The organism is Grimontia indica (assembly GCF_000333895.2).
GTDB classification, from domain to species: domain Bacteria; phylum Pseudomonadota; class Gammaproteobacteria; order Enterobacterales; family Vibrionaceae; genus Enterovibrio; species Enterovibrio indicus.
Genome location: NZ_ANFM02000006.1, coordinates 142253 through 168500, shown reverse-complemented (window position 1 = coordinate 168500; position 26248 = coordinate 142253). Strand labels below are relative to the sequence as shown.

The 26248-nt window shown below is 46.5% G+C and carries 27 protein-coding genes and 2 pseudogenes; 15 read left to right on the top strand and 14 right to left on the bottom strand.

Features of this window, described 5'->3' with window-relative positions:
• Window positions 1-61 precede the first annotated feature (61 nt).
• Window positions 62-415, bottom strand: coding sequence for a hydroxyisourate hydrolase (gene uraH / locus D515_RS03155; protein WP_002535936.1), 354 nt, complete (start codon window positions 413-415; stop codon window positions 62-64).
• Window positions 416-889: 474 nt separating this feature from the next.
• Between uraH and puuE the strand changes: the two genes are divergently transcribed.
• The 6 genes and pseudogenes from puuE to D515_RS26415 form a co-directional block, all read left to right on the top strand.
• On the top strand, window positions 890-1825 hold the full coding sequence (puuE, locus tag D515_RS03150; protein WP_002535935.1) for an allantoinase PuuE: 936 nt from the start codon (window positions 890-892) through the stop codon (window positions 1823-1825).
• 14 nt (window positions 1826-1839) lie between these two features.
• Window positions 1840-2355, top strand: coding sequence for a 2-oxo-4-hydroxy-4-carboxy-5-ureidoimidazoline decarboxylase (uraD, locus tag D515_RS03145; protein ID WP_002535933.1), 516 nt, complete (start codon window positions 1840-1842; stop codon window positions 2353-2355).
• A gap of 201 nt (window positions 2356-2556) precedes the next feature.
• Window positions 2557-3549, top strand: a complete 993-nt coding sequence (alc, locus tag D515_RS03140) for an allantoicase (RefSeq protein WP_002535932.1) — start codon at window positions 2557-2559, stop codon at window positions 3547-3549.
• A gap of 63 nt (window positions 3550-3612) precedes the next feature.
• On the top strand, window positions 3613-4107 hold the full coding sequence (locus D515_RS03135; RefSeq protein ID WP_039849586.1) for an ureidoglycolate lyase: 495 nt from the start codon (window positions 3613-3615) through the stop codon (window positions 4105-4107).
• A gap of 134 nt (window positions 4108-4241) precedes the next feature.
• Window positions 4242-5120, top strand: a pseudogene (locus D515_RS03130) (urate hydroxylase PuuD); the annotation flags it as partial.
• Window positions 5121-5165: 45 nt separating this feature from the next.
• A pseudogene (locus D515_RS26415) lies at window positions 5166-5462 on the top strand (urate hydroxylase PuuD); the annotation flags it as partial.
• Window positions 5463-5983: 521 nt separating this feature from the next.
• On the opposite strand, the gene D515_RS03125 reads toward D515_RS26415, so the two are convergent.
• Window positions 5984-6493 carry a hypothetical protein gene (locus tag D515_RS03125; RefSeq protein WP_002535927.1) on the bottom strand — a complete coding sequence of 170 codons (510 nt, stop codon included), beginning with the start codon at window positions 6491-6493 and terminating at the stop codon, window positions 5984-5986.
• Window positions 6494-6734: 241 nt separating this feature from the next.
• On the opposite strand from D515_RS03125, the gene D515_RS03120 reads away from it, so the two are divergent.
• Complete coding sequence (locus D515_RS03120) at window positions 6735-8453, top strand: SgrR family transcriptional regulator (protein WP_002535924.1); 1719 nt, start codon at window positions 6735-6737, stop codon at window positions 8451-8453.
• 4 nt (window positions 8454-8457) lie between these two features.
• Here D515_RS03120 and D515_RS03115 read toward each other — a convergent pair whose 3' ends face one another.
• The 5 genes from D515_RS03115 to msrP all read right to left on the bottom strand — a co-directional run bounded on the left by D515_RS03115 (window position 8458) and on the right by msrP (window position 13135).
• Complete coding sequence (locus D515_RS03115) at window positions 8458-9339, bottom strand: AEC family transporter (RefSeq protein WP_002535923.1); 882 nt, start codon at window positions 9337-9339, stop codon at window positions 8458-8460.
• Between the two features lie 9 nt (window positions 9340-9348).
• Entirely contained in the window at window positions 9349-10716 is a 1368-nt protein-coding gene (locus D515_RS03110; RefSeq protein ID WP_002535922.1) for an MATE family efflux transporter, read from the bottom strand.
• A 24-nt stretch (window positions 10717-10740) separates the two neighbouring features.
• Window positions 10741-11370: a hypothetical protein gene (locus D515_RS03105; RefSeq protein WP_002535921.1), complete on the bottom strand. Its 630-nt coding sequence runs from the start codon at window positions 11368-11370 to the stop codon at window positions 10741-10743.
• A 125-nt stretch (window positions 11371-11495) separates the two neighbouring features.
• On the bottom strand, window positions 11496-12113 hold the full coding sequence (msrQ, locus tag D515_RS03100; protein WP_002535920.1) for a protein-methionine-sulfoxide reductase heme-binding subunit MsrQ: 618 nt from the start codon (window positions 12111-12113) through the stop codon (window positions 11496-11498).
• Window positions 12113-13135 carry a protein-methionine-sulfoxide reductase catalytic subunit MsrP gene (msrP, locus tag D515_RS03095; protein ID WP_002535919.1) on the bottom strand — a complete coding sequence of 341 codons (1023 nt, stop codon included), beginning with the start codon at window positions 13133-13135 and terminating at the stop codon, window positions 12113-12115. The genes msrQ and msrP overlap by 1 nt, the downstream gene beginning before the upstream one ends.
• Before the next feature lie 226 nt (window positions 13136-13361).
• Here msrP and D515_RS03090 point away from each other — a divergent pair, with 226 nt between their 5' ends.
• Window positions 13362-13772: a hypothetical protein gene (locus D515_RS03090; RefSeq protein WP_002535918.1), complete on the top strand. Its 411-nt coding sequence runs from the start codon at window positions 13362-13364 to the stop codon at window positions 13770-13772.
• 191 nt (window positions 13773-13963) lie between these two features.
• The gene (locus tag D515_RS03085) at window positions 13964-14923 is read left to right on the top strand and encodes a L,D-transpeptidase family protein (protein ID WP_002535916.1); all 960 of its coding nucleotides are present in this window, start codon (window positions 13964-13966) and stop codon (window positions 14921-14923) included.
• A gap of 19 nt (window positions 14924-14942) precedes the next feature.
• Here D515_RS03085 and D515_RS03080 read toward each other — a convergent pair whose 3' ends face one another.
• From D515_RS03080 to D515_RS03055, 6 genes are all read right to left on the bottom strand, one after another.
• Entirely contained in the window at window positions 14943-15188 is a 246-nt protein-coding gene (locus D515_RS03080; protein WP_002535915.1) for an LPP leucine zipper domain-containing protein, read from the bottom strand.
• A gap of 206 nt (window positions 15189-15394) precedes the next feature.
• Window positions 15395-15847: a copper chaperone PCu(A)C gene (locus D515_RS03075; RefSeq protein WP_002535914.1), complete on the bottom strand. Its 453-nt coding sequence runs from the start codon at window positions 15845-15847 to the stop codon at window positions 15395-15397.
• 60 nt (window positions 15848-15907) lie between these two features.
• The gene (locus D515_RS03070) at window positions 15908-16492 is read right to left on the bottom strand and encodes an SCO family protein (protein WP_002535913.1); all 585 of its coding nucleotides are present in this window, start codon (window positions 16490-16492) and stop codon (window positions 15908-15910) included.
• Entirely contained in the window at window positions 16489-16944 is a 456-nt protein-coding gene (locus D515_RS03065; RefSeq protein WP_039849549.1) for a hypothetical protein, read from the bottom strand. The genes D515_RS03070 and D515_RS03065 overlap by 4 nt, the downstream gene beginning before the upstream one ends.
• Window positions 16945-17104: 160 nt before the next feature.
• Entirely contained in the window at window positions 17105-18028 is a 924-nt protein-coding gene (locus tag D515_RS03060) for a polyprenyl-phosphate transporter (RefSeq protein WP_039849584.1), read from the bottom strand.
• A gap of 62 nt (window positions 18029-18090) precedes the next feature.
• Window positions 18091-18783 carry a hypothetical protein gene (locus D515_RS03055; RefSeq protein ID WP_002535908.1) on the bottom strand — a complete coding sequence of 231 codons (693 nt, stop codon included), beginning with the start codon at window positions 18781-18783 and terminating at the stop codon, window positions 18091-18093.
• Between the two features lie 199 nt (window positions 18784-18982).
• Between D515_RS03055 and D515_RS03050 the strand changes: the two genes are divergently transcribed.
• The 3 genes from D515_RS03050 to D515_RS03040 all read left to right on the top strand — a co-directional run bounded on the left by D515_RS03050 (window position 18983) and on the right by D515_RS03040 (window position 22036).
• On the top strand, window positions 18983-19822 hold the full coding sequence (locus tag D515_RS03050) for a pirin family protein (RefSeq protein WP_002535907.1): 840 nt from the start codon (window positions 18983-18985) through the stop codon (window positions 19820-19822).
• A gap of 149 nt (window positions 19823-19971) precedes the next feature.
• A complete protein-coding gene (locus D515_RS03045; RefSeq protein ID WP_002535905.1) occupies window positions 19972-20208 on the top strand; it encodes a hypothetical protein in 237 nt (78 codons plus the stop codon).
• Window positions 20209-20293: 85 nt separating this feature from the next.
• Entirely contained in the window at window positions 20294-22036 is a 1743-nt protein-coding gene (locus D515_RS03040) for a bifunctional metallophosphatase/5'-nucleotidase (protein WP_002535903.1), read from the top strand.
• Window positions 22037-22486: 450 nt separating this feature from the next.
• Here D515_RS03040 and D515_RS03035 read toward each other — a convergent pair whose 3' ends face one another.
• Window positions 22487-23413, bottom strand: a complete 927-nt coding sequence (locus tag D515_RS03035) for a hypothetical protein (protein ID WP_192815485.1) — start codon at window positions 23411-23413, stop codon at window positions 22487-22489.
• A gap of 259 nt (window positions 23414-23672) precedes the next feature.
• On the opposite strand from D515_RS03035, the gene D515_RS03030 reads away from it, so the two are divergent.
• The 3 genes from D515_RS03030 to pntA all read left to right on the top strand — a co-directional run bounded on the left by D515_RS03030 (window position 23673) and on the right by pntA (window position 26239).
• Entirely contained in the window at window positions 23673-23864 is a 192-nt protein-coding gene (locus tag D515_RS03030) for a hypothetical protein (protein ID WP_002535900.1), read from the top strand.
• Window positions 23865-24049: 185 nt separating this feature from the next.
• On the top strand, window positions 24050-24322 hold the full coding sequence (locus D515_RS03025) for an HlyU family transcriptional regulator (protein ID WP_002535899.1): 273 nt from the start codon (window positions 24050-24052) through the stop codon (window positions 24320-24322).
• 363 nt (window positions 24323-24685) lie between these two features.
• The gene (gene pntA / locus D515_RS03020; protein ID WP_002535898.1) at window positions 24686-26239 is read left to right on the top strand and encodes a Re/Si-specific NAD(P)(+) transhydrogenase subunit alpha; all 1554 of its coding nucleotides are present in this window, start codon (window positions 24686-24688) and stop codon (window positions 26237-26239) included.
• The last annotated feature ends 9 nt before the right edge of the window (window positions 26240-26248 follow it).

Here is a 26248-nt window from a genome sequence, read left to right as displayed (position 1 = left end):
GTTTTTCCTTTTCGCATTGATTCTGTTTATTTGTTCAAACGAACATACGTAGGCCAATCAGCTAGCTACCTCTGTATGTTGAAAAGCTAAAGGGAGAAACCAGTAAAGGGACGTGGTAATGTGCTTTCTCGTCATCAATGCCAAAGCGGATAACGACATCGTCAAGAAAAGGGATATCGCTGAGTGCTACACCGCTATTTTTGAAGTATTCGGCAGTATTGAACTGCAGTTGGTATTTTCCTCGTTGGAAGTCTGTCTCTTCCAGCAATGGCTCATTGGTTCGCCCGTCATGATTGGTCGTCATGGTGATGACGTGTTGAAGGGTATTTCCGTCTACACGGAATAGCGACACTTCAATCTCCGCCCCCGGCTTACCTTTGGCCGTGTCGAGCACATGCGTTGTGAGCTTTCCCATTTACCTCTGTCCTTTTCTCTAAGGTTTATTCCTTCGCGCTTTCTTGTATCTAGCGAGGATCAACGTGATTTCGAGAGCGAATAATATGTGTATGATCCGATGCATTTCATTCTGTGTGCACATCTATGAACTTAAAATGTACACAATACTTAATTCTTGTAAAGGTCGAAAAATGCGCAGTATCAATAGTGAGAATCATAGGGGAAAGCCGTTATATAAAGAGGTTAACGCAGGAATTTGATGCAAAACTCGCATGAGATGGATTTCTAGAAACATGAAGGCGACAACATTTCGTTAACTTGTTCTTGTAAATTGTATACAAAATGTAATACTAAAAATGTGCTTACCAGCTAGGAGAAAGATCCTCCTTTGATTGCTCCGAATAAACTGATAAAGAGAAACGGTGAGCTTCAGGCTTATAACGCAAGGTTTAACGCAAGGTTTAACGCAAGGTTTAATGATAGGAATGGCGCGATGAGTAGTGACTATCCTCGGGATTTGAAAGGCTATGGTGCTCATCCCCCTCATCCAAGATGGCCGGGGGAGGCTCGGATTGCGGTTTCGTTTGTACTGAATTTTGAAGAGGGCGGCGAACGCTGTGTATTGCATGGGGACAGGGAGTCAGAAGCATTTTTATCTGAAATTCCTTCCGCACAACCCTTGGCAGGTGTCAGGCATATCAGCATGGAGTCAATCTACGAATATGGCACGCGTGCTGGACTATGGCGGACATTAAAACTTTTCCGTCAACATGAGATGCCCTTGACGGTATTTGCCGTTGGGATGGCCGCCGAAAGATATCCCGAGGCCATTCAGGCGATGGCAGAAGAAGGTCACGAAATTTGCAGCCACGGATACCGTTGGATTGACTATCAATATGTTCGTGAAGAAGACGAACGGGAAGACATGCAAAAAGCTATCGCGGCGATTAAAGCGGTCACAGGAGAGCGGCCATTAGGATGGTACACGGGCAGAACAAGCCCAAACACCCGTAGATTGGTCGCTGAAGAAGGTGGTTTTCTTTATGACTCTGATGCTTATGACGATGATCTTCCGTACTGGCATGAAGATGGGACCAAACCAGGTAAGCCTCAACTCGTCATTCCGTATGCCTTGGATACAAACGATATGCGCTTCTCTACCGCTCAGGGCTTCAATTCTGGCGAGCAATTTTTTCAGTATCTCAAAGACAGTTTTGATGTGCTGTATGAAGAAGGACAAGACGAACCGAAAATGCTTTCTATCGGTTTGCATTGCCGCTTGATTGGCAGACCGGGAAGACTGGCTGCGCTTAAGCGGTTTATAGAATACGTGAAGCAACATGACAGGGTATGGATCACCCGTCGAATTGATATCGCCAAACACTGGCACAATCATCACCCACATCCAAGCATGACTAAACAGGTCTAAGGAAAGGCATAGTAATGGCACGATTTTCAACCTGTCGCCCCAGCGAGCAAACGAAAGAAGAGTTTGTCGATACGTTTGGCGGGGTTTACGAGCACAGTCCCTGGGTAGCAGAGCAAGCTTATGGTGCTGGGCTTGATGCAGCGTTTGATGAACAGGAGACGCTTCACTCCCGCATGGCAGATGTGCTCAACAATGCGGAAGACTCTTCAAAAATGCAGGTCGTTCTGGCTCACCCCGACCTTGCAGGTCGAGCAGCTCAGGCTGGTGAATTAACGGCAGAGTCAACGTCAGAACAGGCAAGTGCAGGTATCGATCAATGTACCTCAGAAGAGTTTGCTCGTTTCACCGATTTCAACGATCGCTACAAAGAAAAGTTCCAGTTTCCTTTCATCATGGCGGTGAAAGGGGCAAACAGACACTTGATTCTTGAAGCGTTCGAAAAACGTTTAGAAAACGATGTAACAACTGAATTCAACACTGCGATTGCTGAAATCAACAAAATCGCACTGTTCAGGCTACGTGATTTGTAGCTCTCTGGCCGTCGACATATCAATCCTATTTCAGGGTTTGTCGACGAATTCAGCGTCTCGCAAATTGAAGCTCGCCGGAAGCACGCTCGATGCTTCCAGCTACAGTGAAAGGGGAAAAGACGCGACCTTTTGTATCCACCGACACCACAGCTTTAACGTCATCCGGTGTCTCAGATATATGTGATAAAGGAAGCAATGGAAATGGATAATCGTCCTGACTTCGTCAAGCTCGTTAATCTCGCCAGTAGCCGGCTCGGTACTGAAGCGATCTACGCGACAGATGACTTCTTCGCAGACAAACAACGTCTTGTTGATGATGCGCCTCCGGAATGGAAAGAAGACGTTTACGATGATAACGGTAAATGGATGGATGGCTGGGAATCGCGACGCAAGCGTGAAGAAGGCCACGACTACTGTGTGATTCGCCTTGGTTTGCCGGGCAAGATCATCGGCGTAGATATAGACACCTCTCACTTCACTGGAAACTTTCCTCCTTCAGCATCACTGGAAGGTTGTTACTGCCCTGATGGTAATCCAACCGACGAACAGACTTGGGAAGAACTTCTGCCTTCAATGAATCTTCAGGGAGACAGCCACCACTTTGCAGATATTTATTCTGACCGACCCTTCACCCATGTCCGCTTTCATATCTATCCAGACGGTGGGGTAGCAAGGCTTCGTGTTTATGGTCATCCTGAAATTGATTGGGAACGCGTTAACCCGGAAAGCGAACTCGACCTAGTCGCTGTAGAAAACGGCGGACGCGCTCTGGCATGTAATGACCAACACTTCGGTCACATGAGTAACCTGATCATGCCTGGTCGCGGTGTCAATATGGGAGACGGCTGGGAAACAGCGCGTCGTCGCGTGCCTGGGAATGACTGGGTCATCCTTTCTATGGGGCATGCGGGATTGGTAGAGCGGATTGTTATTGATACAGCCCATTTCAAAGGAAATTTCCCAGATAGCGTCTCGATTCAAGCTGCTTTTGTAGAAGGTGGCACTGACGAGCAAATTGCCACGCAAAGCCTCTTCTGGCGTGAGCTCTTGCCAAGTCAGAAGCTGTCTGCAGACGCCATCCATGAGTTTGCTGAGCAGGTGAATAATTTGGGTGCGATCTCCCACGTCAGGGTCAACATTTTCCCAGATGGCGGCATAAGTCGTGTACGCCTAATTGGCAGGAAATCTGGCTGAGCTGATTACCCGTTACAGTGAGAAAAAGACAAAGGAGAAGGAAGAGTGCCAGTCACGGAATTGATGTTAAAACCGGAACCGCTGACGAAAGAAGCGTTCATGCCGTTTGGCGATGTGATTGAAGCCGAAAATCGTGACTACTTCATGATTAATAACGGCTCGACGCGTCGTTACCATAAGCTCGCAACGACTCAAGTTGACGAGGGCAGTGGCGTTATCATCAATATATTTCAGGCGACCCCTCTTTCCTATCCTTTGCACATCATGATGTTGGAACGCCATCCCAAGGGCTCACAGGCTTTTATGCCTTTGCTCGGCAATGACTATCTGGTGGTGGTCGCGCCGCCGGGAGAAGCGCCGGATCCAGGTTCGATCCGCGCTTTCCATGCAAAAGGTAGCCAAGGGGTGAACTACCATCTGGGCGTTTGGCATCATCCTGTTCTTGCTTTGACACCGAATGACCAGTTTCTGGTGGTTGACAGGGAAGGTGCAGGTAATAACTGTGACGAGTTTTTCTTTTCAGAACAAACACGTGTGATATTGGCGCCCAATTTTTAACGTCATCATTTTAACAAAAGCGATTTGTTGCTTTGGTTAACGAACAGGCCGATATCTGAGAAAAACAGGAAGGGACGACGTAAGCTTTTTTGTAGCAGACAAATTTAGCGACGGCGTCCGTACAGGAGGTTGTTATGGATCCGTATATCACGGAATGGCTCAATCTGGCAGTGCGCTGGGTACACATGATTACTGGTGTTGCCTGGATTGGTGCGTCTTTCTACTTCGTATGGCTGGAAAACAACTTAAACAGATCGAATCCTAAAGAAGGATTGTCCGGCGATTTATGGGCGATACACGGTGGTGGTATCTATCACCTCGAGAAATACAAACTAGCGCCGCCTAAAATGCCTGAAACACTTCATTGGTTTAAGTGGGAGGCTTACTTCACCTGGATCACGGGTGTTGCACTGCTCACCATTGTTTTTTACTCCAATGCAGACATTTACCTCGTTAAACCGGGGTCGGGTATAGAGCCAATGACAGCGGTGGCGATCGGTGTTGGGTCTTTGATTGCTGGCTGGTTTGTTTACGATTTTCTGTGTGATTCCCCTCTGGGCAAAAAGCCCATGTTACTTGGATTAGTGTTATTCGCTTTCTTAGTCTTTGCTGCCTGGGCGCTGAGTTTGGTCTTTAGTGGCCGTGGCGCTTACATTCATGTGGGTGCCATTATCGGTACTATCATGGTGGGTAATGTGTTCCGTATCATCATGCCAGCGCAGCGCGGATTAGTGAAAGCGATTGAAGAGGGCACAGAGCCGGATCCTGAGCTTCCTGCTAAAGGCCTGTTGCGTTCACGTCACAACAACTACCTCACGCTGCCTGTGCTGTTCATAATGATCAGCAATCATTTCCCCAGCACTTATGGCAACGAATACAACTGGGCAATTTTGGCAGGTCTTTCAGTGATTAGCGTATTGGTTCGCCATTACTTCAATACGCGTCATGGAAGTCAGAAGTATGCGTGGACCATCCCAACTGCAGCGTTAGGTTTGGTTTGTCTGGCATTTGTCTCTGCGCCTCAGTCTGTTTCTCAAAACGTCTCAGCAGGTCATTCTCACGACATGCCGACTTCATCTATCGGTAACGAAGATCTGATATTTGTTTCGGTACAAGAGATCATTTTGGAGCGTTGTACGGTTTGCCACTCCCAAGCGCCAACTCACCCTGCTTTTGCCACTGCTCCAGCGGGAGTCATGTTGGATACCCCAGAGCAGATGCAGCTAGAAGTCTCCAGAATCGTAGCGCAGACGGTGACCACAAATATTATGCCTCTTGGCAATCTGACCCAAATGACACAGGAAGAACGTGAATTGATCGGACAGTGGGCTGAAGAAGGCGCGCAAATCCAGTAGAAAATGCATATTTATTTCATGAATTAAAAGCCGCCTCACTATAGGGTGGCTTTATTTTTCCTGATTTAAATCAATGAAATATGTATTAAGGGCTTTTACGCTGTATGAGTGGTTATGGAGGTGATTCACGGTTTCCATAGTTGTAGTGAATTTTTTAGCCAAAAAGTTAACATTTCACGAGATTTGCTTACGGGATTTGGTTATACTTCGCGCCGAACAAAAAAACATCAATTCGCAAAAGCAAGACGTGGTAGTGGTTTTGACGGTGCTACGGAACGCAGAGCAAAACTATTTAGGAGAGAAACGTGGAAACAATTCTGGTCGTCGCATTTATCGTTGCAGCATTCTTTATCGTTAAAAAAGAGCGTGCTTGCCGTTCATAAACGCTCCGGTTACGACTGTTTTATACACTTTTTCAAAGCCCAATTTTCAGTCGAGAATAAAAATTAAAAAGCGCTAAAGCGATAAAAAGAAAAAGCAGAGCCTGAGCTCTGCTTTTGTGTTTCTGGGAATACGTTACGCTATTCGCTTACTACGTTTCCATCACCTGCCAATGAAATAAGGTGTTGTTTGATGGCGTTTGAAGCATCACTTGTCAGTCCGTATACATCGTAGATCCCGATGACTTTTCCATCAGACTCTTCCGAGCTTAATAACATTCCTGTTGCCACTGGTGTACCTTCTTGCATTGCGACATACAGTTCGACATGCATGCCGTCTGGCGTCGGCAAATCTGTTAGCGAAAGTTGAGATAAGAACTCCATGATGGTTTCGCGTTCTGATTCTGGCCATTTTTGTGCCAGCGTTTTCGCGTAGCGAACCATCAGTGGGTGACAATCAACCTCATAAAATGTAAAGCCTTCTGTTGCGCCACCGGACGATGTTTCCGTTGAAGCGGGTTCTGCCTCCGCTGCCCTGTACAAACGTAAACCTTCTTTGCTTTCAGCCGTTGGGAATTGTGCACTTTCTACGTGGCTTGCCATCCAAGCCTGTTTTTTGTGGAAGTGGGAAAGAACGGTGGATTCGCTCATAAGAACTCCGGAATCTAGAATGTCCGAGAACTCAATCTCTCGGCAGCGTGAAGGCAATCTTCAATCGTGTTTCGATAATAGCGCTGTTCGATGAAATAACAATGGCTCACCAACAAAATGAGGAAATACTCAAGCTGAATGGCGATAAGTTGACCAGTTAACCATTGCTGGAGAATCATGATTTTAGGTATAAAATAGGAAATGGATTCGATAATCGCTGACTTCTCAGGTTCCCCCTTTTATGTCCGGACAACGCCTTCAAACGCAGTTTTCAATGATTTATAACCGTTTCGACGGAAAAGACGCTGATACCAATCTCGAGACCATGGCGGACATCTTTTGTTGTACCCGTCGCAACGCAAGAATGGTGCTCAATAAGATGGCGGAGCAGGGCTGGTTGAGTTGGGAACCCGCGGTCGGCCGAGGAAAGCAGAGTCGCCTGACGTTTCACCGCAGTGATTCCGATCTTCAAATGCGCCGCGTTAGAAAGTGGGTTCAGGAAGGCAAACTGGACGCAGCACTTGAGGAGCTAGACAACGATGCCGCCAAGCTTGCAAGACTGATTCAGGAACAGTTAGGTGTTTCTACTCAGGAAGGTAAGCAGATCATCCGCCTTCCTTATTACCGCTCATTCCCTACGTTAAACCCAGCTAAACCTTTGCGCCGTTCTGAGCAGCATTTAGTCTCACAAATATTTAATGGATTGACGCGACTTAATGAAACTAATGAGAAAGTCGAGGCAGACTTAGCGCATCACTGGGAATCCATCACAGATACCCATTGGCGATTCTATTTGCGCCCTGCAGTGAAATTTCATGATGGCACGCTATTGAGCGCAGAAGATGTGATTTGGTCAATTAATGCTATGTCCGGCAGTCCTTACTTTTCTCATATTCAGCATATTGAAGCGCCGGCAGAGAACGTTGTGGATTTCATTTTGAGCCGACCTGATGTGAGGTTTGCTGAAACCTTGGCTGTTCCTATGGCGTCGATTCAATCTCACAAGGCTGCAAAAAGTAAAGATGCTGACGCTTTTCCTGTTGGTACCGGCCCTTATCGAATCGTCGACAACAACAGGCGACACCTGGTGTTAAAAGCACACGACCAGTATTTCGGGTTTCGTGCACTGACTGATGAAATTGAGATATGGGTGTTGGATAGCGCGGCAATGTGTTATTTACAGCCCACCGCGTCACTTGATCCTACTGCGTTGGACTCTCGACAAGGTGCACTTCAAAGCGCCGCGAACGAGCGATTGGAGATAGACGAAGGTTGTGATTACCTTTTGCTGAATAGAAAAACGGGTATTGCGAAGGACAAGCGCTGGGCGGATTATATTTGTCAGCGCGTTTCATCTCTTTTCTTGTTGCCTCACTTAGCGGAAAGGGGAATTGGTGAATACCGTCTGACTAATGCCTATGGTTTAGTTCCTGGATGGATACATACCAAAACGGCGAGACAAGATGTATTGCCCCCATCAAAATCAAAACTGAGGCTGGCTCATCAGGCCGATAATCCACTCTTTCCACTTCTCGCTGCGGCACTCAAAGACATGTTGGACGAGGACGGCGTCGAGCTGGAAATTCACACTGTTCCATACGAAGAAATGATGCAGCCTACCAGCCCGAAAAAAGTAGATATTTGGCTTTGTGGGATGAGTTTGGGCAGCAAGAAGCATGATGCAATTCTGCCTTGGTTGATGAATTTTGATCATGTTTCATCAGCTATGCCAGAGGGTGAGTTTGAGGCATTAATTGAGAAAATGGCGGCGTGGCGCGCCCAGAAAAACGAAACCTTCAATGCGGAGTCATTAGGACGTCTATTGGTTGAATCCTCACAGATCGTCCCACTTTTCCATATCTGGCAGGGCGTTGTAGACGGACAGGAATTGGAAGATGTCGCCTCAAACCGCGTTGGCTGGTTTGATTTCAAATCTGTATGGAAAAAGCCCTATGTTTAACGCTTCATAACCATGCAAAAGCCGCGATAAGCAGCAAAGGTAGCGTCAATACGGTAAAGCCATTTCCGAACAGCACCATTGACGCTACCTCATCTGCGCCCACTTTAAAGCGCTCTGCGTAGAGAAAATTCATCACGGCTGGTGGCAGCATGGCGAACAAAAGCATCATTCGCATGTGCTCTGACGGAAGAGGGATAAAAAAGTAGATCAGCGTAAAACTGATTGCACCTGTCACCAAGCTCAATATCGTGCTCAAAATTCCAACACGAATTCCAGACCACTTAATGGCAGTCAGCTGAACGCCAAGTGAAATCAGCATGACGGGCACCGCTGCATTTCCAACGAGCGTCATGCCTTCATTGAGTGGATTCCAAACTGTCCAGCCATTGAGATTGAAAACCAGCGCGAGCATAGCCGCCCAAAGCAGCGGCATTTTAAGGACGTTGTTAAAGCGATATTCGCTGTTGCTCAGCAAAGCCATACCCACGGTAAGGTGGAGAATGACAGAAACCACAAAGAGCAAGACGGCAGGCGCCTCTGCACTCACCCCAAATGCATAGCCAAAAAGAGGAATAGCAAGGTTCCCGCTATTACGGAACATTTGAGGCGGTCCCCAGGTTTTGAAAGGCAGAGACATCACTTTTCCGATGCCAAACATTAAAACGCCGGGGAGCAGAACAGCGAGAACAGCAGCCACGATGAGCGAGTTTTGTTGCCCGCCCATAGGCATCACAGAAAGGGTGGTGAACACCAAACACGGCACCATTAAATCGATATTGATTCTGTTGATATGGCGCATATCAGGTTTGAATGCCTTGCCTACAAAAAAGCCAGCTGCGACGACGGCAAATACCGGAAACAGTATGCTAATGATTTTTTCGAGCATCCTTGCCTCTTATTGTGGTGGTTTATTAAGTGACGCCGTAACTGGTTGGGTTTGATACAACTTCCACAGCATCCATAGTGTCAGCAGGGTGCTGGTACAAGCGAGTGAAATCCATGTACCCGTTGTGCCGGCGAATTTCGTTAGGAAATATAACATTGCGGCAATAATGACCAGTTTACCGCCCGTTAACCAATTGGCAATGCTCGCCTGATTGATAGACTGAAAATATATCGCACCGACCAAAAGTAAACCTTCCATTGGCAAGCCCCAGAAGTAGAGGTACATGCCTTCTCGGGTCACTGCAGCCAACTCTGGATTATCTCCGCCAAAGGCATAAATAATGGCTTCAGGAAATCCGTATACGATAAACAAGCCAAAAGCGGCAACAATCATGGTCGCACCAAAGGCGATATTCCGGCTGGTTTTAACACGCTGAATCTGGCCTGCACCCAGGTTAAAACTGGTAATGGGTTGCATACCCAAGGCGATACCTTCAAAAGCTAAATAAAAAAAGGCTTCTGTATAACTGACTATGGCATAGGCAGCGACATTGATAGGAGCACCAGAGGCGAGAAACGCCATATTGTGAAAAGTGAGCACCACAGACAGATACAGGTACATCAAAAAACCCGGAATGCCGAGTTGAAGAATGTCTGTGATCGTTTTGGCCCTAATGACGATGGAATCTAGCGTAAAACGTAACCGGGTGGTTGGTTTGAAAAAGTGACGTAAACAAAGCAATGCAGTTGCGGCCTGAGACAGCATGGTCGCAATCGCCGCGCCTTTTAGCTCCCATGGAATCAAAACGATAAATACCCAATCTAGAAAGATATTTAGCACGCCGCCAAAGATCATAATGAAAGTAACGCGGTTTGGTTCCCCATCGTTTCTCAGCAAAATAGAGAATGCCATGGATACCAGCGCAAATACGCCCATCCCGAAATACCACCGAAGGTAAGTAACAGCCATTTCTGCAACCCGACCTTCTGCACCGAGTGCGAGAATGACATCTTCGCAAAACGCCACGCCGACGATCGAGATAATAAGGCTGACAATCAGTGATAAGGACAGTGCGTTCCCGACAATATGCTGCGCGACGTTTGGTTTTCCTTGTCCAAGGTTGATAGAAACGAGAGACGCAGCGCCCATGCCAATCAGGTTGCCCAAGGCATAGAGAATGGACCCGATAGGATAGGCAAGCATGATAGCTGCTAGTCCTTCTTCACCAACAAAATGGCCGATAAACATGCCATCAACGGCAACATAAATACCCGTCACCAGCATGGCAGCGATTGTTGGCAGTGAATAACGAAGGAAAAGGCGTAACAATGGCGCGTCGCGCAACATCGCGTCGTTAGCGTGAACTTCTGTGGTCATGAGATTCCGTTCAGGGTGGATCAGTTACAGCGTGTAGGCAGCGGTGAGTAGCATGTATTTGAACAGTGGCAATCCATCGCGATGACGGAAAAGAGGATGAAATATCCGGTGTCGACCGTCACTGAGATTGCATTCTTGCGCAATATCTTCCGAAAGGCTGCGATCCGCGTCGACTAATCGGATCCCTTGTGCGACATACTCTTCTTTGTGGATGGGTTGGTGACCGAGCCACCAACTCGGTACGGACTTACTCGCGCTGGATCGGTCGACCCAGTGATCGGCAACAATGATGAGCCGTTTCTCTTTATCACTTGCCGTATCTAGATGCTCTAACGTCCATTGCGTGTCTTTTACAAGACCTTTTCGGCAGGCAACATTCGCACTGATTAAGCGATGCGCGACAATGTAGATTTGATGTTCAGGGCTCTCAATGCGAAATGCAGGATGTTTGAGTGTGGCTGTTTCATCAAGCTGAGTGTATTCCGCATCGATATTGAGATTGTTGTAGGAGTGGATTAAACGACGCGCCAAGGCTTTGCCCAAGTGGCTTTCTTTCATTCCACGATTGTGGATTGTCGGATAGTGGTGTTCGCAAAAGCTGACACAATCAGATTGAAAGTCTCTCAGGCTCTGCGAAATCAGTTCGTCCAGCAAAAACGCCTACTCCAAAAATCAACACTACAACATAGGGTTGCGCTAAGGTTCCCTAAAGTATGGCAAAAATTTGAAATTTGCTATATCTGGATGCGCTAATTGTGCAGAGCCGTTCAAAAGTGAGGTTATGTCCGCCTAAATACTGGTCGTAAAACGATTCTTTTGAGGGTTTTCCAACGAATCGCCAACAGGGTTAGCGCCAAAAGTAGGTAAATCGTCGGCTCAATGAGTTCTGATTTTGACGACCAGTAGAAGTGAATGGGGCCAACAATCAGTGCAACGTAAACGAGGTTGTGCAATTGCTGCCATTTCGCGCCCATACTGCGCTGGATTTTTGCAGTTGACGTCATTGTCAGTGCAAACAGGATCAGCCATCCCAGTGCACCAAATGTCAGATAAGGTCGCGACAGGATTTCAGTCCCAAGCAGTGAGAAATTGAAAGTCAGATCGAGCGCAAAATAGGTCAGCATATGTAATGTTGCCCAAAAGAACGCATAAAGACCGACAACGCGACGACAGCGAACCAACAAGCCGTTTTTGGTAAAACGGGCGATTGGGCTGATCAACATAGTCACCACCAAGGTATTCAGTGCAGCGATGCCTGTGAAGTGGGTGATGCCATCGACCGGATCTGCGCCAAATCGACCCGACAAAACCAAGTTCACCAAATTGACTGCAAAGCCTAGGCTGACAAGATGAACAATAGTTTTAATCAGCGTGATGTGCGTGGGCGTTAAACGCATTAATAATTCGCCTTCAGGTTCATGTCCGTATATAGGTGAGCGACTTCTTCCTGATAGCCATTAAACATCGCGGTCGGCTGACGACGCGAGCTGAAAATAGAACCTTCACCGATAAATCGCTCTGAAGCTTGGCTCCAACGAGGGTGGTCAACCTGCGGATTGACGTTGGCATAGAATCCGTATTCATGTGGCGCTAACAGATTCCAAGTTGTCGCTGGTTGTGCTTCCAGAAGGTGAATCTTCACAATGGATTTGATGCTCTTGAAACCATACTTCCAGGGCACAACCAAACGCACAGGTGCGCCATTCTGCGGTGCAAGTGTTTGACCAAACAATCCAACGCTAAGTAAGGTCAGCGGATTCATGGCTTCATCCAGTCTCAAGCCTTCTACATAAGGGTAATCAATACCGCCACCAACAAACTGGGAACGTTGGCCTGGCATTTGTTTTGGATCATGAAGGGTTTCGAATGCCACGTATTTAGCGCTTCCCATTGGATCCGCTTCTTTCAACAGTGCCGCGAGGGAAAAACCTACCCAAGGAATGTTCATGGACCATGCCTCAACACAGCGCATACGATAGAAGCGGTCTTCGAGCGGGAATTTTTTAAGCAAGTCGTCATAGCTCAGCTTCATGGGTTTGTTCACTAAGCCATCGACTTCGAGTGTCCATGGATTAACAACGAAATTCTGGCTGTTTTCGACAGGGTCACCTTTTCCGGTGCCGAATTCATAGAAGTTGTTATAGGTCAGCACTTTTGACTCAGGCGTTGTTTCTAGCCCTTTGCCATAAGGTGTTTTCTCTGCAACCAGCGGGGATCTGACAAAGGTTGTGCCATCAGTTGCCTTGTCATCATCACCACCGAAAATACCAAAAATATTAGCCTGGGATTGGGCGGCAAAGGGGAGGCTGGCGGTCACGATTCCGAGTTTTTTCAGAATTTCACGACGGGACTTGTAAACACTTTCCGGGGTGAGTTCATTTTCTTTTATTTCTGATTTCTTTGGCACTCGGATCAGCATCAGGTTACTCCGTTCTCAATCTGTGCGAAGGCACGTTACAACTCTTACCTATCAGACCTATATAACGTTTAAATTCTTTCAAAGGATTAGGTTTTTATGAAAAAACGTTCATTACAGTATGGTAGTTGCGATAGATGATGGGTAGAGTGAAGTCGAACGAGAAGTCATTGACTAAGTGGTTATTTAACCGTCAGTTTCCAAACGTGCTCCGGGAATGGATTTTCAAATGAAACGTTATATTTTTATGCTCGCACTTGCATCGTCGGCTATGCCGGCTTCAGCGCAAGGCCTTTCGGCGGGCGTGTTCATCGGTTCTCCTATGTCTGGTGTCAGCATTGCCCAGCATAACCTTCGTGTATCAATTGGCATTGAAGAAAACGGCGTCGCTGTCGACGGAACCTTTAATCTGGGCGATTGGCTCGCCCGTCCAGAATTTTCACCAGTTTATGCTTACACAGGTGCCCAATGGGTAGACGATAAACACCATAAATGGGGGCCGCGTGCTGGGCTAGGGATTGCTGTTCCAATGGGGCATGGTGATATCGAGCTTTATGGTGAGGCGGGAACAACTTGGTATTGGCAGGATGACGCTGCTTTCAAGTTTGAGGGAGCTTTTGGTCTTCGTATGTTCTTCTGAGCATGTTTTGAACAAGGCACCATTTTGTTAAAAGAGCGCTGATAAGCGCTCTTTATCTTTGTGTTTCGGCCATGAGAAACAACAGCGAATAATCTGGTGTATTGAAAGGCATAGCAGAGAGCAAAGGTCATATCTCGTGTTATCTTTTAAGAAGAAACTAATATCAAAAAACCTTGAGAGAAAAAGGCGAGATGAAATCCGCGCGTAAACTTATCCCTGTCTTGTTTGCCAGCCTTCTACCGACGTTATCAATGGCGAATGAGTATGCTTGGCCAGAAGCCGAAACACGTCTGATAGGGGACAACCCTGTCCATATTGTTAAGCCTGGTGAGCACCTCGAATTGATTGCCAAAGACTACAACGTAGGCTTTTTGGCTTTGCTTTCTGCAAACCCGGGAATTGATCCTTACCTGCCAAAAGCGGGAACGTTTGTCACCATTCCACAGCAATTGATCCTTCCTGACGTTGATTACGATGGCATCGTTATCAATCTGGCGGAGTTGCGTCTCTACTACTTCGATACGGAAAACCAAAAGGTTCATATATTCCCGATTGGTATTGGTAGTGTTGGTCGTGAAACACCGATTATGACAACCAAAATTAGCCAGAAGCGTGAAAACCCGACCTGGACGCCCCCTGCAAGCCTGAGAAAAGAGTATTTGGAAGAGCGCAATATTGTGCTGCCAGATGTGGTACCTGCAGGCCCTGAAAACCCGCTGGGTACTCACGCGCTGAGATTGGCTTATGGCACTGGCTCCTATCTTATCCATGGCACGAACAAAGACTTCGGTATTGGGCTTCGTGTCAGTGCTGGCTGCATTCGTATGAGACCGAGCGATATCGTTTGGTTATTTGAGAAAGTCGTATTGGGAGAAAAGGTTCGAATTATCAATGAGCCTGTGAAAACCAGTTATGAACCTGACGGTGCGGTATATGTTGAAGCGCATCGCCCTCTTTCCATTGATGAGTCAGAGGTAGGTAAGCGAGTTCTGACTCAACCTGATCCGCGTATTGCGCATTGGCTGAAATCAAACCAAATGAACTTTAGCCGTTATCGTGCTGCACTGGCAGTGCAATCAGGCGTGCCGATTGAAGTGGGAAATGCGTTTGCACAAAACGCTGCGGCTCCCGAAGGAGCCGCAGAATTATAGGGGGAATATAGCGTAGTTCTTACTTGCTGTAAGACTGCGCCATGTTGTCAATGCGCTCGTTTGCGCGTGCTGCTTCATCATAAGAAAGCGCTGATGCTGCTGCTACGTCTGCTACGTCGCCTTGTAGAGCTGAAACTTGGTTAGACAGAGAGTCTACTTTAGACGACAGGTCAGCTACGCTTTGCTCAAGCGCTGAATTGCTTGAACAACCAGCTAATAATGCGCTGGATGCGATTGCTGCTACTGCTAGGAGACGAATTTTCATAGTAAAAACCTCTTCGTTTTTGTTGGGTTGCCTTACTGCTTTAATATTTACCTGTTTAAACAACTGGCTGCAGTATAACCATAGACTGCGTTTTACTATTCTGCCCCTTAGTGCGTAGAGTTATGCGCCTCAATGTTGATACAGCTTAAAGATCTAAGTCCCTCATCAGAATAAAAGTCTAGAACTTTGCTAGTTTTATAACCGTTTCAGTGCTTGTGTTTCATATGTGCGCCTGCCATGACCTTCTTGATTGGCACTTCTTGGGTAATTTGTGTTCCATCTGAAAAGGTTAGCGTTAGCGGAAGTGTCTCACCTTCCTTAAGTGGTTTTTGCAAATCAAAGAGCATTACGTGTAAACCACCCGGCTTCAATTCCGTCATGCCATTTGCTGGCACCTCGATACTTTCTACCCGACGCATTTTCATCATGCCATCGTGCATTGCATGGGTATGCAGTTCTACAACTCCCGCTGCGGATGTTGTTGCATTAAGGAGTGACACAGTTTCATCCCCGCTATTTTTCAGCATCATAAAAGCAGCGCTGTTTGGCGCGTGTGGAGGTGTAGCGCGTGCGTAGGGCTCTGAAACTTCAATCGCTGCAAAAGACGAAAAAGAAATAGCACTGAATGCGGCTGCTAAAAGAGAAGCACGAAAGTTCATTGGAAACTCCTGTTAAATAAGCGCGACCCGTATCCACAAGTCGCCGAAATCTCATCGTGTTTATTGTGTTTGGGTGGTGAGCCTAAGAATGGCGTCTGAAACCATGTTTGGATTCAACGTATGAGGTACTTTTTCAAGTAACTCACCTTTAGGGTTCAAGAAATAGAAGTAAGAGCTGTGGTCTACGGCGTATTCCATGGCTGAGTCTTTCATCTGTGTAATTTGGTAAAGCACGCCATATTTTCGGGCCAATGCCGTCGTTTTATCCGTTGATGTGCTGGCACCTTCAATATTCGGATGAAAATATCCAGCGTACTCTTGCGCGGCTTCACCATTATCTCGCTCAGGGTCAAGCGTGATGAATACGGGTCTTACACCTTCGAGTGTTTCTTCAGGCAAAGACTTGAGTGATGCTGAGAGAATTGCCAGTGACGTAGGGCATACATCTGGGCAATGGGTATAGCCGAAATAAACCACGCGCACTCTTTCGTCGTTTTCATCAAACAGGTTGATGGTTTCTGTTCCACTTTGAAGTAGGCCGATTTCTGATGGGGTAGCAGCAGGTTTGTTATTTTGGTCAACGAGGTATCGCGCACCAAAGCCAGCCAAAAGAGCAGCGACAACAACCAGAACTTTTACTTTCATCGAGCCATCCTTACGTCAATAGGTAAAGAGAGAGCGTTATCAGGGCTTTTGACTACGCCTCGCCAAGTCATTTCATCTTCCATGCAGATTGGGAGCATCAAGTCTCCTGCATACACGTTATTGCCTGCTGAAGAAAGCTTGAGTTTGTAAATTCCCATGTTCATCTCAACGCCTTGAAGCTCTACTATCAGGTGATCGACATTTGCATTAGAGATTTCCACACGGATTTCAGTCGGAATAAGAGGATCGGCCGTGGCTGATGCCATCGAGACGGTTGCGTGGTCAAACGTACAGGGAGTCGTGCCGATGGTGCAGTTTAGTGCTGGCGATGGCATGGCAGGTGTTGCTTCATCAAACAGGGTTTTATCTGCAAAGAAGTAGCCAAAGGCAACAACAAGCGCTAGACCCATTAATTCAACGCCGCGTCGGCGTCCGGTGCCAGTTAAATTCATAAAAGAACTATAGCCAAAACAAAGATTGAGCAGCTTATCATTTCATATATGTTGACGTTGTGAGAAACCTCTTGAAATGAAAGCAATTGTGCTCATATTGACAGGGTAAATAACGAAAAAGGCCTCATAAAGAGGCCTTATTGATTAGGGTGCGCATAAATTAGTCAGCGAGTTTTTCTGACACTTTCTCAAGACCAATCACCAGTGCGAAGCCAACAATCATCATGACGATTGCAGTACCCATAAGTGCCGGTTGCCCTGTTGCGGCTTCAAACGCCCCTGGAGACAATACCTTTTCAACAAGAGGAACTTGTTCGCCAGACGAATTAACGCGGAAGCTGATAGCTTCTTTCCAAGGCCATACTTTGCCCAATGCACCAATCAAAAGGCCGGTGAGGAAGGCGATAGTCAGACTACGGAAATTGTTTAGCAGCCATGAAAGCACGTGAGAGAAAGACAAAATACCAGCAAGACAGCCCAGAGCGAACAAAGCAAGGATTGGAATGTTGAAGCTTTTGACGGCATCCAAAACGGGCGCATACATGCCAAGCAAAAGCAGAATAAAACTACCGGAAATACCAGGAAGGATCATCGCACAGATGGCGATTGAGCCAGCAATAAATACCGTCAGCATACTAAATTCCATGCTGATAGGGTTAGCAACGGTAATGCCGTAGGCAAAAATAGCACCTGCAATCGCCAATACGATTTCACCCGCAGACCATTTCTCTACTTGTTTGATCATGTGAATGGCGGACGCGATGATCAAGCCAAAGAAGAATGACCAAATAACAATAGGGTGGTTCTCGAGGGCATAAGAGACGGCTTTAGCCAGTGTCAGGATTGCCGTGAGAATACCAGTCAGCAAGGATGCGAGGAAGGTACCGTTAACATGCTGCCATACTGCGCCAAAGCCTTCGCGTCGCCACAGTGAAATAATAGAAGGGTTAACGCGTCGGATGCTCTCTAGCAGAGTGTCATAAATCCCCGTGATGAATGCGATGGTGCCGCCAGAAACGCCCGGAACGACATCTGCCGCACCCATTGCCATTCCTTTGAAAAAGGTGAGAATATTTTGCTTCATTGCGTGAATAACTAGCCATAACTTATAGAGTGCCGCCATTATAGCGATTCAATCTGAAAGGGCTATGAAATCCTGTCACCGTGAAATGCCCACAAATACGCGGCGGCGAGCTTTTCCTTACCATTGAAAACAATGGGGTCTCCGTGAACGGGGAGAATATGATCGAAAGGCCATGTCAGGATTTCTTGCAAAGACTGACGAAGCAACTTCGATTCCTTTATCTGTATTTGGTAGGGAAGCGGGACGCAGGCTTCTTTGTGGCATCCCAGTAAGCGACCGACAAATTGCCTGAGCAAGCTACCTTCCTGGAGCAACAAAAGGCTTTCACCTAACACCAATGTGCGACTATTAGGGTCGCAAAAGATTACTTCTTCGCAGGCATCGTTGCCTCTCAAAACCGTTTGGTAAAGCTGGTTACGCCACAAAGTCGACGTGGTGGAATTCAGAATCCCATCAAATCCTAAGTCGGTGCGTTTGTTGTAAAGACCGGGGGCAGCAAAAAAGCGCGCTTCCGGATAGGTAAGCCACCAATCAGACAAATTTTGGTGTAAGTGAAGGTTGGCGGTAGTTATACAGCTTATTTTTCCAATTCGTTTGAGTTGGTCCTGAAGTTGGGGGGATAGGCTGGCTGGGTTGTGAACAAGTAATGAGTCATCATTTAGGCGAAAAACAGTCATTCGTTGCCCGATATTCACGCCGAAGCGACGATAAGGCTCTGTGTGGTGCCACATGATATTGGCATGCCATTCAATCATTGATATTCATCCATGAATGTCGATTAGTCAGATAAATATCAGAACCTATGGTATTCGCAAAGCATTTCTTTTTAGATCCAATCTTCTTCGTCACCTAGCCTCAAATTCTCGTTCGAAAAAATTGAATAACTTGTTAGTTTTAAGGTGGTGTTAACTCGTGACGGGGTTGCCTAAACTGACTTCAACTAAGGAGTTAAGTATGACGACAAGAACTGTACATCGTGTCATTCGTTCTCACGCATCGCAGGACGGCGATGGTGTGAAGATCAGCCGCGCACATGGTTTTAATGACCCAAGGTTCAGCCCTTTCCTGATGATTGACGAGCTGAAGAGTGTAAACCCTGATGACTATATTGGTGGTTTTCCTCCGCATCCTCACCGCGGTATTGAAACCTTGACCTACATGCTTAAAGGGCATTTTCAGCATCGCGACCATATGGGAAATGTTGGTGAACTTAAATCTGGCGGTGCGCAGTGGATGAGTGCAGGCAAAGGTGTGATTCACAGTGAAATGCCGATCATGAGTGACGGTGAACTTCATGGGTTTCAAATCTGGATTAACATGCCGGCAGCGAAAAAAATGCGCCCTGCGCAGTACCACGATTTTCAGTCACCTGAAATTAATGAGTATGGTGAAACCGAAAACTTACTTCGGGTGATTGGTGGTCATGCAGTCAGTAACGGTGTGCCTGTTGAAGGCCCATTACACCAAACCAGTATCGAAGTGTTTGTTGCGGACTGGCGTGCAGCATCAGATCAAAGTCGTGAGATTTTGTTGCCAAGTACCTATCAGGCAAACCTTTATGTCTACAAAGGAGAGGTGGAAGTTGCGGGCGAGTCAGTCAAACAAAGCCACTTCGTTCAACTCTCTGGCGGTGATGCTATTTCGTTGAAGGCAAATGAAGAGTCGGGGGTATTGATATTGTCCGGCCTCCCCATTGATGAACCCGTTGTTCATTACGGCCCGTTTGTGATGAATTCAATGGAAGAGATTAATCAAGCTATAACGGACTACCAAAATGGTGTGTTGACTGATTGAGTCAGGCCGAAGAACAGAGGGAGCAGTACGCTCCCTTTTTTCATCTATCTACTGTGCTTCACGAATAAACGCTCGAAAGTAAACAAAATGTTGAATAGCGTTAACTCTTTTGTTTTATTTCTAAATGACAAAACAACTGGAGTTTTCACTTGTTACTCGTAATTGCACACGCGATTGAAACTGTCTTACTCGTGACAGGTGTCGTAGCGCTTATTCGCTGCGCTTTTCAATACGCTTCCCGAACAGAGAACTGGCATCAGCTCAATGTTGTTCTGTTTCACGTGCAAAGCCTCTCTCGAGACGAGATGAAATGGTGGTACGTCGCGATGTTCAGCCTGATCTTGGGTGGTATCGTCAGAGTTCTCAATATGTTGACTCCTGCATAACAAGCCTTGCAATAAAAGTGTGATGTGTGTGAACTAGGATTAAACTCTGATACACTTCGTTTTTGTGCAGCCCATAAAGGAAATCATGCCCAACGTCACACCTATCACGCTATCAATTGCGCACATCAATGACACTCACTCTCACTTCGAACCGACGCCGATCTCGCTTGCTGTAAATGGCTTGGAAGACCGTATTTATGCCAATGTGGGTGGTTTTGCCCGAATTGCTTCTGTCGTTAAATCATTCAAACAAGAAACTCAAAACGATACGGACGGCTTCCTTTTCCTTCATGCTGGGGACTGCTTTCAAGGCACGCTTTATTACAGCCTATTTAAAGGCGAGGCCAACGCCACTTTACTCAACATGTTGAACCTGGATGCGATGGCTTTGGGTAATCATGAATTAGATTTGGGTAATGCCGCGGTTTCAAAATTCCTCGACCAAATTACCTTTCCGTTTCTGGCAGGTAACTGGGATGTCAGTAAAGAACTCCCGAACAAGCCGTTTCCTGTAAAAGGGAAAGCGCCTTTGCTGGCCTATGATCCAGACCTGAAAATTGCCAGCGTACTTACGAAAGAGTTTGGCGGCAAGAAAGTGGCCATCTTCAGCGTGGCTCTGGATAAAATGGCCGATATCGCCATGCCTGATCCTGACACGCCATTCGTCAGCTCTAAAGAAACCATCATAAACACGGTTAAGTACATCCACGAGGAAATCGGCACACCACACATTATCTTGCTCAGCCATTTAGGATATGACCAAGACCTGAAAATGGCTGAAGAGGTAGAGGGTCTGTCTGTGATTGTGGGTGGTCATAGTCATGTGTTACAGGGTGACTTTAGCAATCTTGGTCTTGGCGACATGGGTCCTTATGGCCGTCAGATTAACGACACCCTTGTGGTGCAAGCCGGATGCCATTCACTTGCCCTCGGAAAGCTGACAGTCACCCTAGATGAAAATGGAAAGGTGACAGCGCATAGCGGTGGCAACTTCCTGATGCTTGGCCGCAGTTTGGCGATGGATGCGTCCTGGGACCAAAATCTTCCTGATGAAGCGTTCCAGAAAGCCAAAGCGTATTTGCTAGAACAGCAGAATGTTATTCATTGTCGCGGTGATGAAGGGATAAAGCAGGTGATAGCCGAGCGATATCGCCCGGCTGTAGACAAATTAAAGAGTGACGTTGTCACTAATTTACCTGCCCGGTTACGCCATATCCGTGTACCAGATGAAAAAGGCGGCAGCCAGATTGCTCCATTAGTTTGTGAAGGGATGATTTATTCTGCAAGAGCGCGCGGTTATGAGGTCGACTTTGCTATTCACAATGCGGGTGGTGTTCGCGTAAGCCTTGAATATGGGAAGCTGAGTGCGGCAGAAGTGGCGGGCAGACTCTTGCCATTTGCCATCGATCTAATGTTATACAAACCAACAGGCCTTCAAGTGATGCAGGCGCTGGAAGGTGCCATCAATAACGCGACGAATAATGGCATAGAAGGTACAGGAGATGGTAGTTTTCCGTATACCGCTGGCCTGCGTTATACCTACGAATGTGGCAAACCCAAAGGTCAACGAATTACACAGTTGGAATATCAAACGCTAGATGGAGCCTGGAAAACAGTCGAATTAGAGAAGACATACATCGCGGTTTCCTCGGCGTACACGTCGCAAGGAAAAGAAGGCTATGATTCTTTGAAATGTATGAGCGAATTACCTCGTTCCATTTATGTCACTCTTGCCGACAGTTTTATCGAGTTTGCCAGAACGAAAGACACACTGTTAGCACCAGAAGAAAACCTTTTAACTTACCTTCCTTGCCGGTCTAACGATTGAGCAAAGAACTACTTGTGATAAATCTGACAGTTAGGCGGCAAGATTGTCGCCTATATTGTTCCAACACCTGACATTTCACTTCCTGCTTCACATTTCTTTTAGTTTTGTGCCCGAAATTTGCATCAGTACAGATATATGGCGGAAATTTGCCGTCTATATAAAAACAGTGAAGAAATAACTCAATTTCTTTATCCGTTGACCGATATATAAACAAAGATGTTGTTTAAGGGGGAAGTCATGGTGGAAAAACGTGATTGGATGGATTTCGGACTTATCGCTTTCTGGATTGCAGCCTGGGCATCACTGGTTTACTTCGTGCCTGCGGCAGGTCTTTAAGCGAAAGATAAGCAAACTTGCCTGAATCAGGGCCCATTCAGGCGATAACATTAAAACAAATCCAGTGGCAGGCACGGCGTGTTACTTGGGTAATGCTGACGCTTCAGTATGAATCTATGCTTTAGCGGTTCTCTTCCCGTCTCTCTTCAAAAATAGTTTCACCAGTATCGGCTGCACATAGATAGGAAGTTGCAGCGCTCCAATCAACGGCAAATACAAAGGCCCTAAGAAAGCACCTGCAACAGAGTAGGTGAGTAGTACGTTTCTATTCCCTGATGTGATTGCCGCCACATATGCCTCTGATCTGCCTTTATGCCAATAGATTGCTAGACCGATCATGAAAAACAAAACACAAATTGCCACTGCAATAAACAGCATAGTGATGGCAAAAGATCTGTCGCTATCCCATAACCAACGATATTGACCGGTTAGGCCAAAAGGAAAGCTAAAAACCAGAATGATGGTGAATTGTGCCAGCTTTCCATGAATGCGCGCTAAACGTTCTTCGGGTATTGATTGGTGAACCAAGTAGGAGAACAACATTGGACCAAAAATGAATATGACGAGCCTGATGCAATAATCTTGGAGATCGAGAGAGAATTCATCCGCACTGAACAGGGCAAGATTGATATAAAGCGCAACGGGCATTATCAATGTGCTGGTAATGGTAAAAGCCATCGCTTTTAAGGGCTCAAACCCAACCGAACGCACAATGGCTGGGGTCGCAAACAGGGTGCCTGTCGCACAAACGGCGGTGGCAGCCATCATGAGCTCGGTGCTTGCTCCAAACACGGTACCAATAGCGGTGACCGTCAGTGTCGTGACGCCACTATGAACCAGCGCGTAAAGCCATGCCTCTTTGTTAGCTACCGATTTGACGAGTGCACGCTGGTCAATACCCATCAAGGTAAACAGCATGAGAGTAAATAATACATAGGGAAGGTATGGCAGAGCAGATTCAGAAAGTTCTGGCAACGCAAAACCCGCAAAGGCGGCAGCGATAAGAAGAACAGAGGAATGTTTACTTAGGAATGCAAGCAAGGTGGTCTCGTCATCTTTGTTAAAATCAGATGTTAACAAACTGAAATGAAATTGATAAATAACTATTAATAATGCTTGTGTCTGCTCTATGTGTTTGTTCTAAATCAAATTAGCACCCGATTTTACTCATTGCATGGTGACCGAATTATCATTTTCGAATAAGAAAAACTAATTGATAAGAGCAAATTAAGTCATTTTATCTGCTATGAGCAAATGATTAGAATTTACTCAGTAAAGACAATCACATAGTGAGGCGGTTATGACACAGGCAGTTAACTTCGCTCCAGCAGTTGCTTCTGTAGAAAAAGTGCAGAAAAACTATGCGGTTTCTTTCAAAGGATTGATTGCCCATGCGATGGACGTAGTGCGCAAGCGTGATCTGAATAAAGCAGTTCGTTCAACGAATGAACTTCCAGAGCACATCAAGCGCGATATCGGGCTGATCCGCTAATAGTACAATTCGATATACGAAAAGAAGAAAAGCGTTGGCTATGAGGTCAGCGCTTTTTTATTTTCTTCACCTCAACAATTTATCGTGCTCCTACCTCAATTTTCCCCATTTGTGTACTGGACAAAAACTGGGCGTTTCGTCACTATGATTTACTGATTTGATTCAAATATTGAGAGTGATTTAACGTGGGACTTTTTGACTGGTTATTCAGTAGTAAAGAAAAACCAACGAAAGAAACTGAGGCAACCGAATACAAAGGTTATCTGATTTATCCAGAAGCGAAATCAGAAGGTGGCCAATATCGAATTAATGGGCGCATTTGCAAAGAAATCGATGGTGAGTTGAAAACTCACAGCTTCATTCGCTCAGACCTTCTGCCTTCAGAAGAAGGGGCGAATGAACTGATGCTCAAGAAGTCTCAATTATTTATCGATCAAATGGGCGAAAGAATGTTTTGATTGAACGAGCCCTAATGCCCAGCGCATTTGAATTCATTGGAACTGACCGAGATCAAAGCAAAAACGTTGGATTTCGGTCAAAAAGTACACCAGCGGTTCGTAAGGATACGGAACGTCGCAAAAATGTAGGTGAATGGGAAGTTAATAAGTATTAAATCAGCATGTTAGTCGTAGCGCTTCGAATCAGGTCTGACCTCTGGCCTTAACTAAATGGCGTTATTTTATTACTAAAAGTCATTAAAATTGCCTCGTTAAGGGCTTGCTAATCGATTATTTTAGTATTTTTCCTACAAAACTGTTGATTAAGCTTTTTCAGTTCGCTACAAACAGATTACTTACACTGCCAATAGTCAGGGACTAACTATGCAAATTGGTGTTCCAAAAGAAATACTTGCGCATGAAACGCGAGTTGCTGCCACACCGAAAACGGTTGAGCAGTTATTAAAAATGGGCTTCGAAGTTGTTGTCGAAAAGGATGCTGGTCAACTGGCGAGTTTTGACAATGCTGCTTTCGAGCAGGCCGGAGCGAAAATCGTTGATGCCGACACTGTTTGGCAATCTGACATTATCTTCAAAGTTAATGCCCCGCACAAAGACGACGCGGCTGGAATTAACGAAATTGATCTGATCAAAGAGGGCGCGACGCTCATTAGCTTTATCTGGCCAGCCCAGAATGAAGCCTTGATGCAAGATCTTTCCTCCAAAAAAATCAATGTTATGGCGATGGATTCTGTGCCGCGCATTTCTCGTGCACAAGCGCTGGACGCATTGAGTTCTATGGCAAACATTGCCGGCTATCGAGCAGTGGTTGAAGCCGCCCACGAATTTGGTCGCTTTTTCACAGGCCAAATCACTGCAGCAGGTAAAGTGCCGCCAGCAAAAGTATTTGTGGCTGGTGCTGGTGTTGCTGGTCTGGCTGCCATCGGTGCAGCGGGTAGCCTTGGTGCAATTGTTCGCGCGTTCGACGTTCGTCCTGAAGTAAAAGAGCAGGTTGAAAGTATGGGCGCTGAGTTCCTGCAAGTCGATTTTCAGGAACAAGCGGGCAGTGGCGATGGCTACGCAAAAGAAATGTCTGATGATTTCAATAAAAAAGCTGCTGAGCTTTACGCTGAGCAAGCCAAAGACGTTGATATCATAATTACTACCGCTTTGATCCCGGGCCGTCCGGCACCAAAACTGGTGACTAAAGAGATGGTCGATTCGATGAAAGCGGGCAGCGTCATTGTTGACCTAGCTGCAGCGAACGGCGGTAACTGCGAATATACAGAAGCAGACAAAGTGGTTGTAACAGATAACGGCGTTAAAGTTATCGGTTACACAGACATGGTTGGTCGCCTGCCAACGCAATCGTCACAGCTTTACGGTACGAACCTGGTTAACCTGATGAAGCTGCTTTGCAAAGAAAAAGACGGCAACATCGATATCGACTTTGAAGATGTGGTTCTGCGTGGCGTGACTGTCGTAAAAGACGGCGAAATCACCTGGCCTGCACCACCCATTCAAGTGTCTGCTCAACCTCAAGCAAAAGCAGAACCGATTGCTCCTAAAGAAGAGAAAGTCGAAGAGCCAACATCACCAGTGAAGAAAATTGCTGCACTGGCAGTGGGTCTAGGGGCATTTGGTTGGGTGGCTTCGGTTGCACCGCCAGCGTTCCTTTCACACTTCACCGTATTTGTATTGGCTTGTGTGGTCGGTTACTACGTGGTTTGGAATGTGACACATGCTCTGCATACTCCGCTGATGTCTGTAACGAACGCCATTTCCGGCATTATCGTTGTGGGCGCGCTCCTCCAAATTGGTCAAGGCAACGGTGTGGTTTCTTTCCTCGCCTTTATTGCCGTTCTCATTGCAAGCATCAATATCTTTGGCGGCTTCACAGTCACCAAGCGTATGCTTGAAATGTTCCGTAAAGATTAATAGGAGTAG

Bases quoted from the DNA above. Each gene is read 5' to 3' on its own strand.
- uraH (WP_002535936.1), bottom strand. From the start codon at position 415: ATGGGAAAGCTCACAACGCATGTGCTCGACACGGCCAAAGGTAAGCCG.
- puuE (WP_002535935.1), top strand. From the start codon at position 890: ATGAGTAGTGACTATCCTCGGGATTTGAAAGGCTATGGTGCTCATCCC.
- uraD (WP_002535933.1), top strand. From the start codon at position 1,840: ATGGCACGATTTTCAACCTGTCGCCCCAGCGAGCAAACGAAAGAAGAG.
- alc (WP_002535932.1), top strand. From the start codon at position 2,557: ATGGATAATCGTCCTGACTTCGTCAAGCTCGTTAATCTCGCCAGTAGC.
- D515_RS03135 (WP_039849586.1), top strand. From the start codon at position 3,613: ATGTTAAAACCGGAACCGCTGACGAAAGAAGCGTTCATGCCGTTTGGC.
- D515_RS03125 (WP_002535927.1), bottom strand. From the start codon at position 6,493: ATGAGCGAATCCACCGTTCTTTCCCACTTCCACAAAAAACAGGCTTGG.
- D515_RS03120 (WP_002535924.1), top strand. From the start codon at position 6,735: ATGTCCGGACAACGCCTTCAAACGCAGTTTTCAATGATTTATAACCGT.
- D515_RS03115 (WP_002535923.1), bottom strand. From the start codon at position 9,339: ATGCTCGAAAAAATCATTAGCATACTGTTTCCGGTATTTGCCGTCGTC.
- D515_RS03110 (WP_002535922.1), bottom strand. From the start codon at position 10,716: ATGACCACAGAAGTTCACGCTAACGACGCGATGTTGCGCGACGCGCCA.
- msrQ (WP_002535920.1), bottom strand. From the start codon at position 12,113: ATGCGTTTAACGCCCACGCACATCACGCTGATTAAAACTATTGTTCAT.
- msrP (WP_002535919.1), bottom strand. From the start codon at position 13,135: ATGCTGATCCGAGTGCCAAAGAAATCAGAAATAAAAGAAAATGAACTC.
- D515_RS03090 (WP_002535918.1), top strand. From the start codon at position 13,362: ATGAAACGTTATATTTTTATGCTCGCACTTGCATCGTCGGCTATGCCG.
- D515_RS03085 (WP_002535916.1), top strand. From the start codon at position 13,964: ATGAAATCCGCGCGTAAACTTATCCCTGTCTTGTTTGCCAGCCTTCTA.
- D515_RS03080 (WP_002535915.1), bottom strand. From the start codon at position 15,188: ATGAAAATTCGTCTCCTAGCAGTAGCAGCAATCGCATCCAGCGCATTA.
- D515_RS03075 (WP_002535914.1), bottom strand. From the start codon at position 15,847: ATGAACTTTCGTGCTTCTCTTTTAGCAGCCGCATTCAGTGCTATTTCT.
- D515_RS03070 (WP_002535913.1), bottom strand. From the start codon at position 16,492: ATGAAAGTAAAAGTTCTGGTTGTTGTCGCTGCTCTTTTGGCTGGCTTT.
- D515_RS03065 (WP_039849549.1), bottom strand. From the start codon at position 16,944: ATGAATTTAACTGGCACCGGACGCCGACGCGGCGTTGAATTAATGGGT.
- D515_RS03060 (WP_039849584.1), bottom strand. From the start codon at position 18,028: ATGAAGCAAAATATTCTCACCTTTTTCAAAGGAATGGCAATGGGTGCG.
- D515_RS03055 (WP_002535908.1), bottom strand. From the start codon at position 18,783: ATGATTGAATGGCATGCCAATATCATGTGGCACCACACAGAGCCTTAT.
- D515_RS03050 (WP_002535907.1), top strand. From the start codon at position 18,983: ATGACGACAAGAACTGTACATCGTGTCATTCGTTCTCACGCATCGCAG.
- D515_RS03040 (WP_002535903.1), top strand. From the start codon at position 20,294: ATGCCCAACGTCACACCTATCACGCTATCAATTGCGCACATCAATGAC.
- D515_RS03030 (WP_002535900.1), top strand. From the start codon at position 23,673: ATGACACAGGCAGTTAACTTCGCTCCAGCAGTTGCTTCTGTAGAAAAA.
- pntA (WP_002535898.1), top strand. From the start codon at position 24,686: ATGCAAATTGGTGTTCCAAAAGAAATACTTGCGCATGAAACGCGAGTT.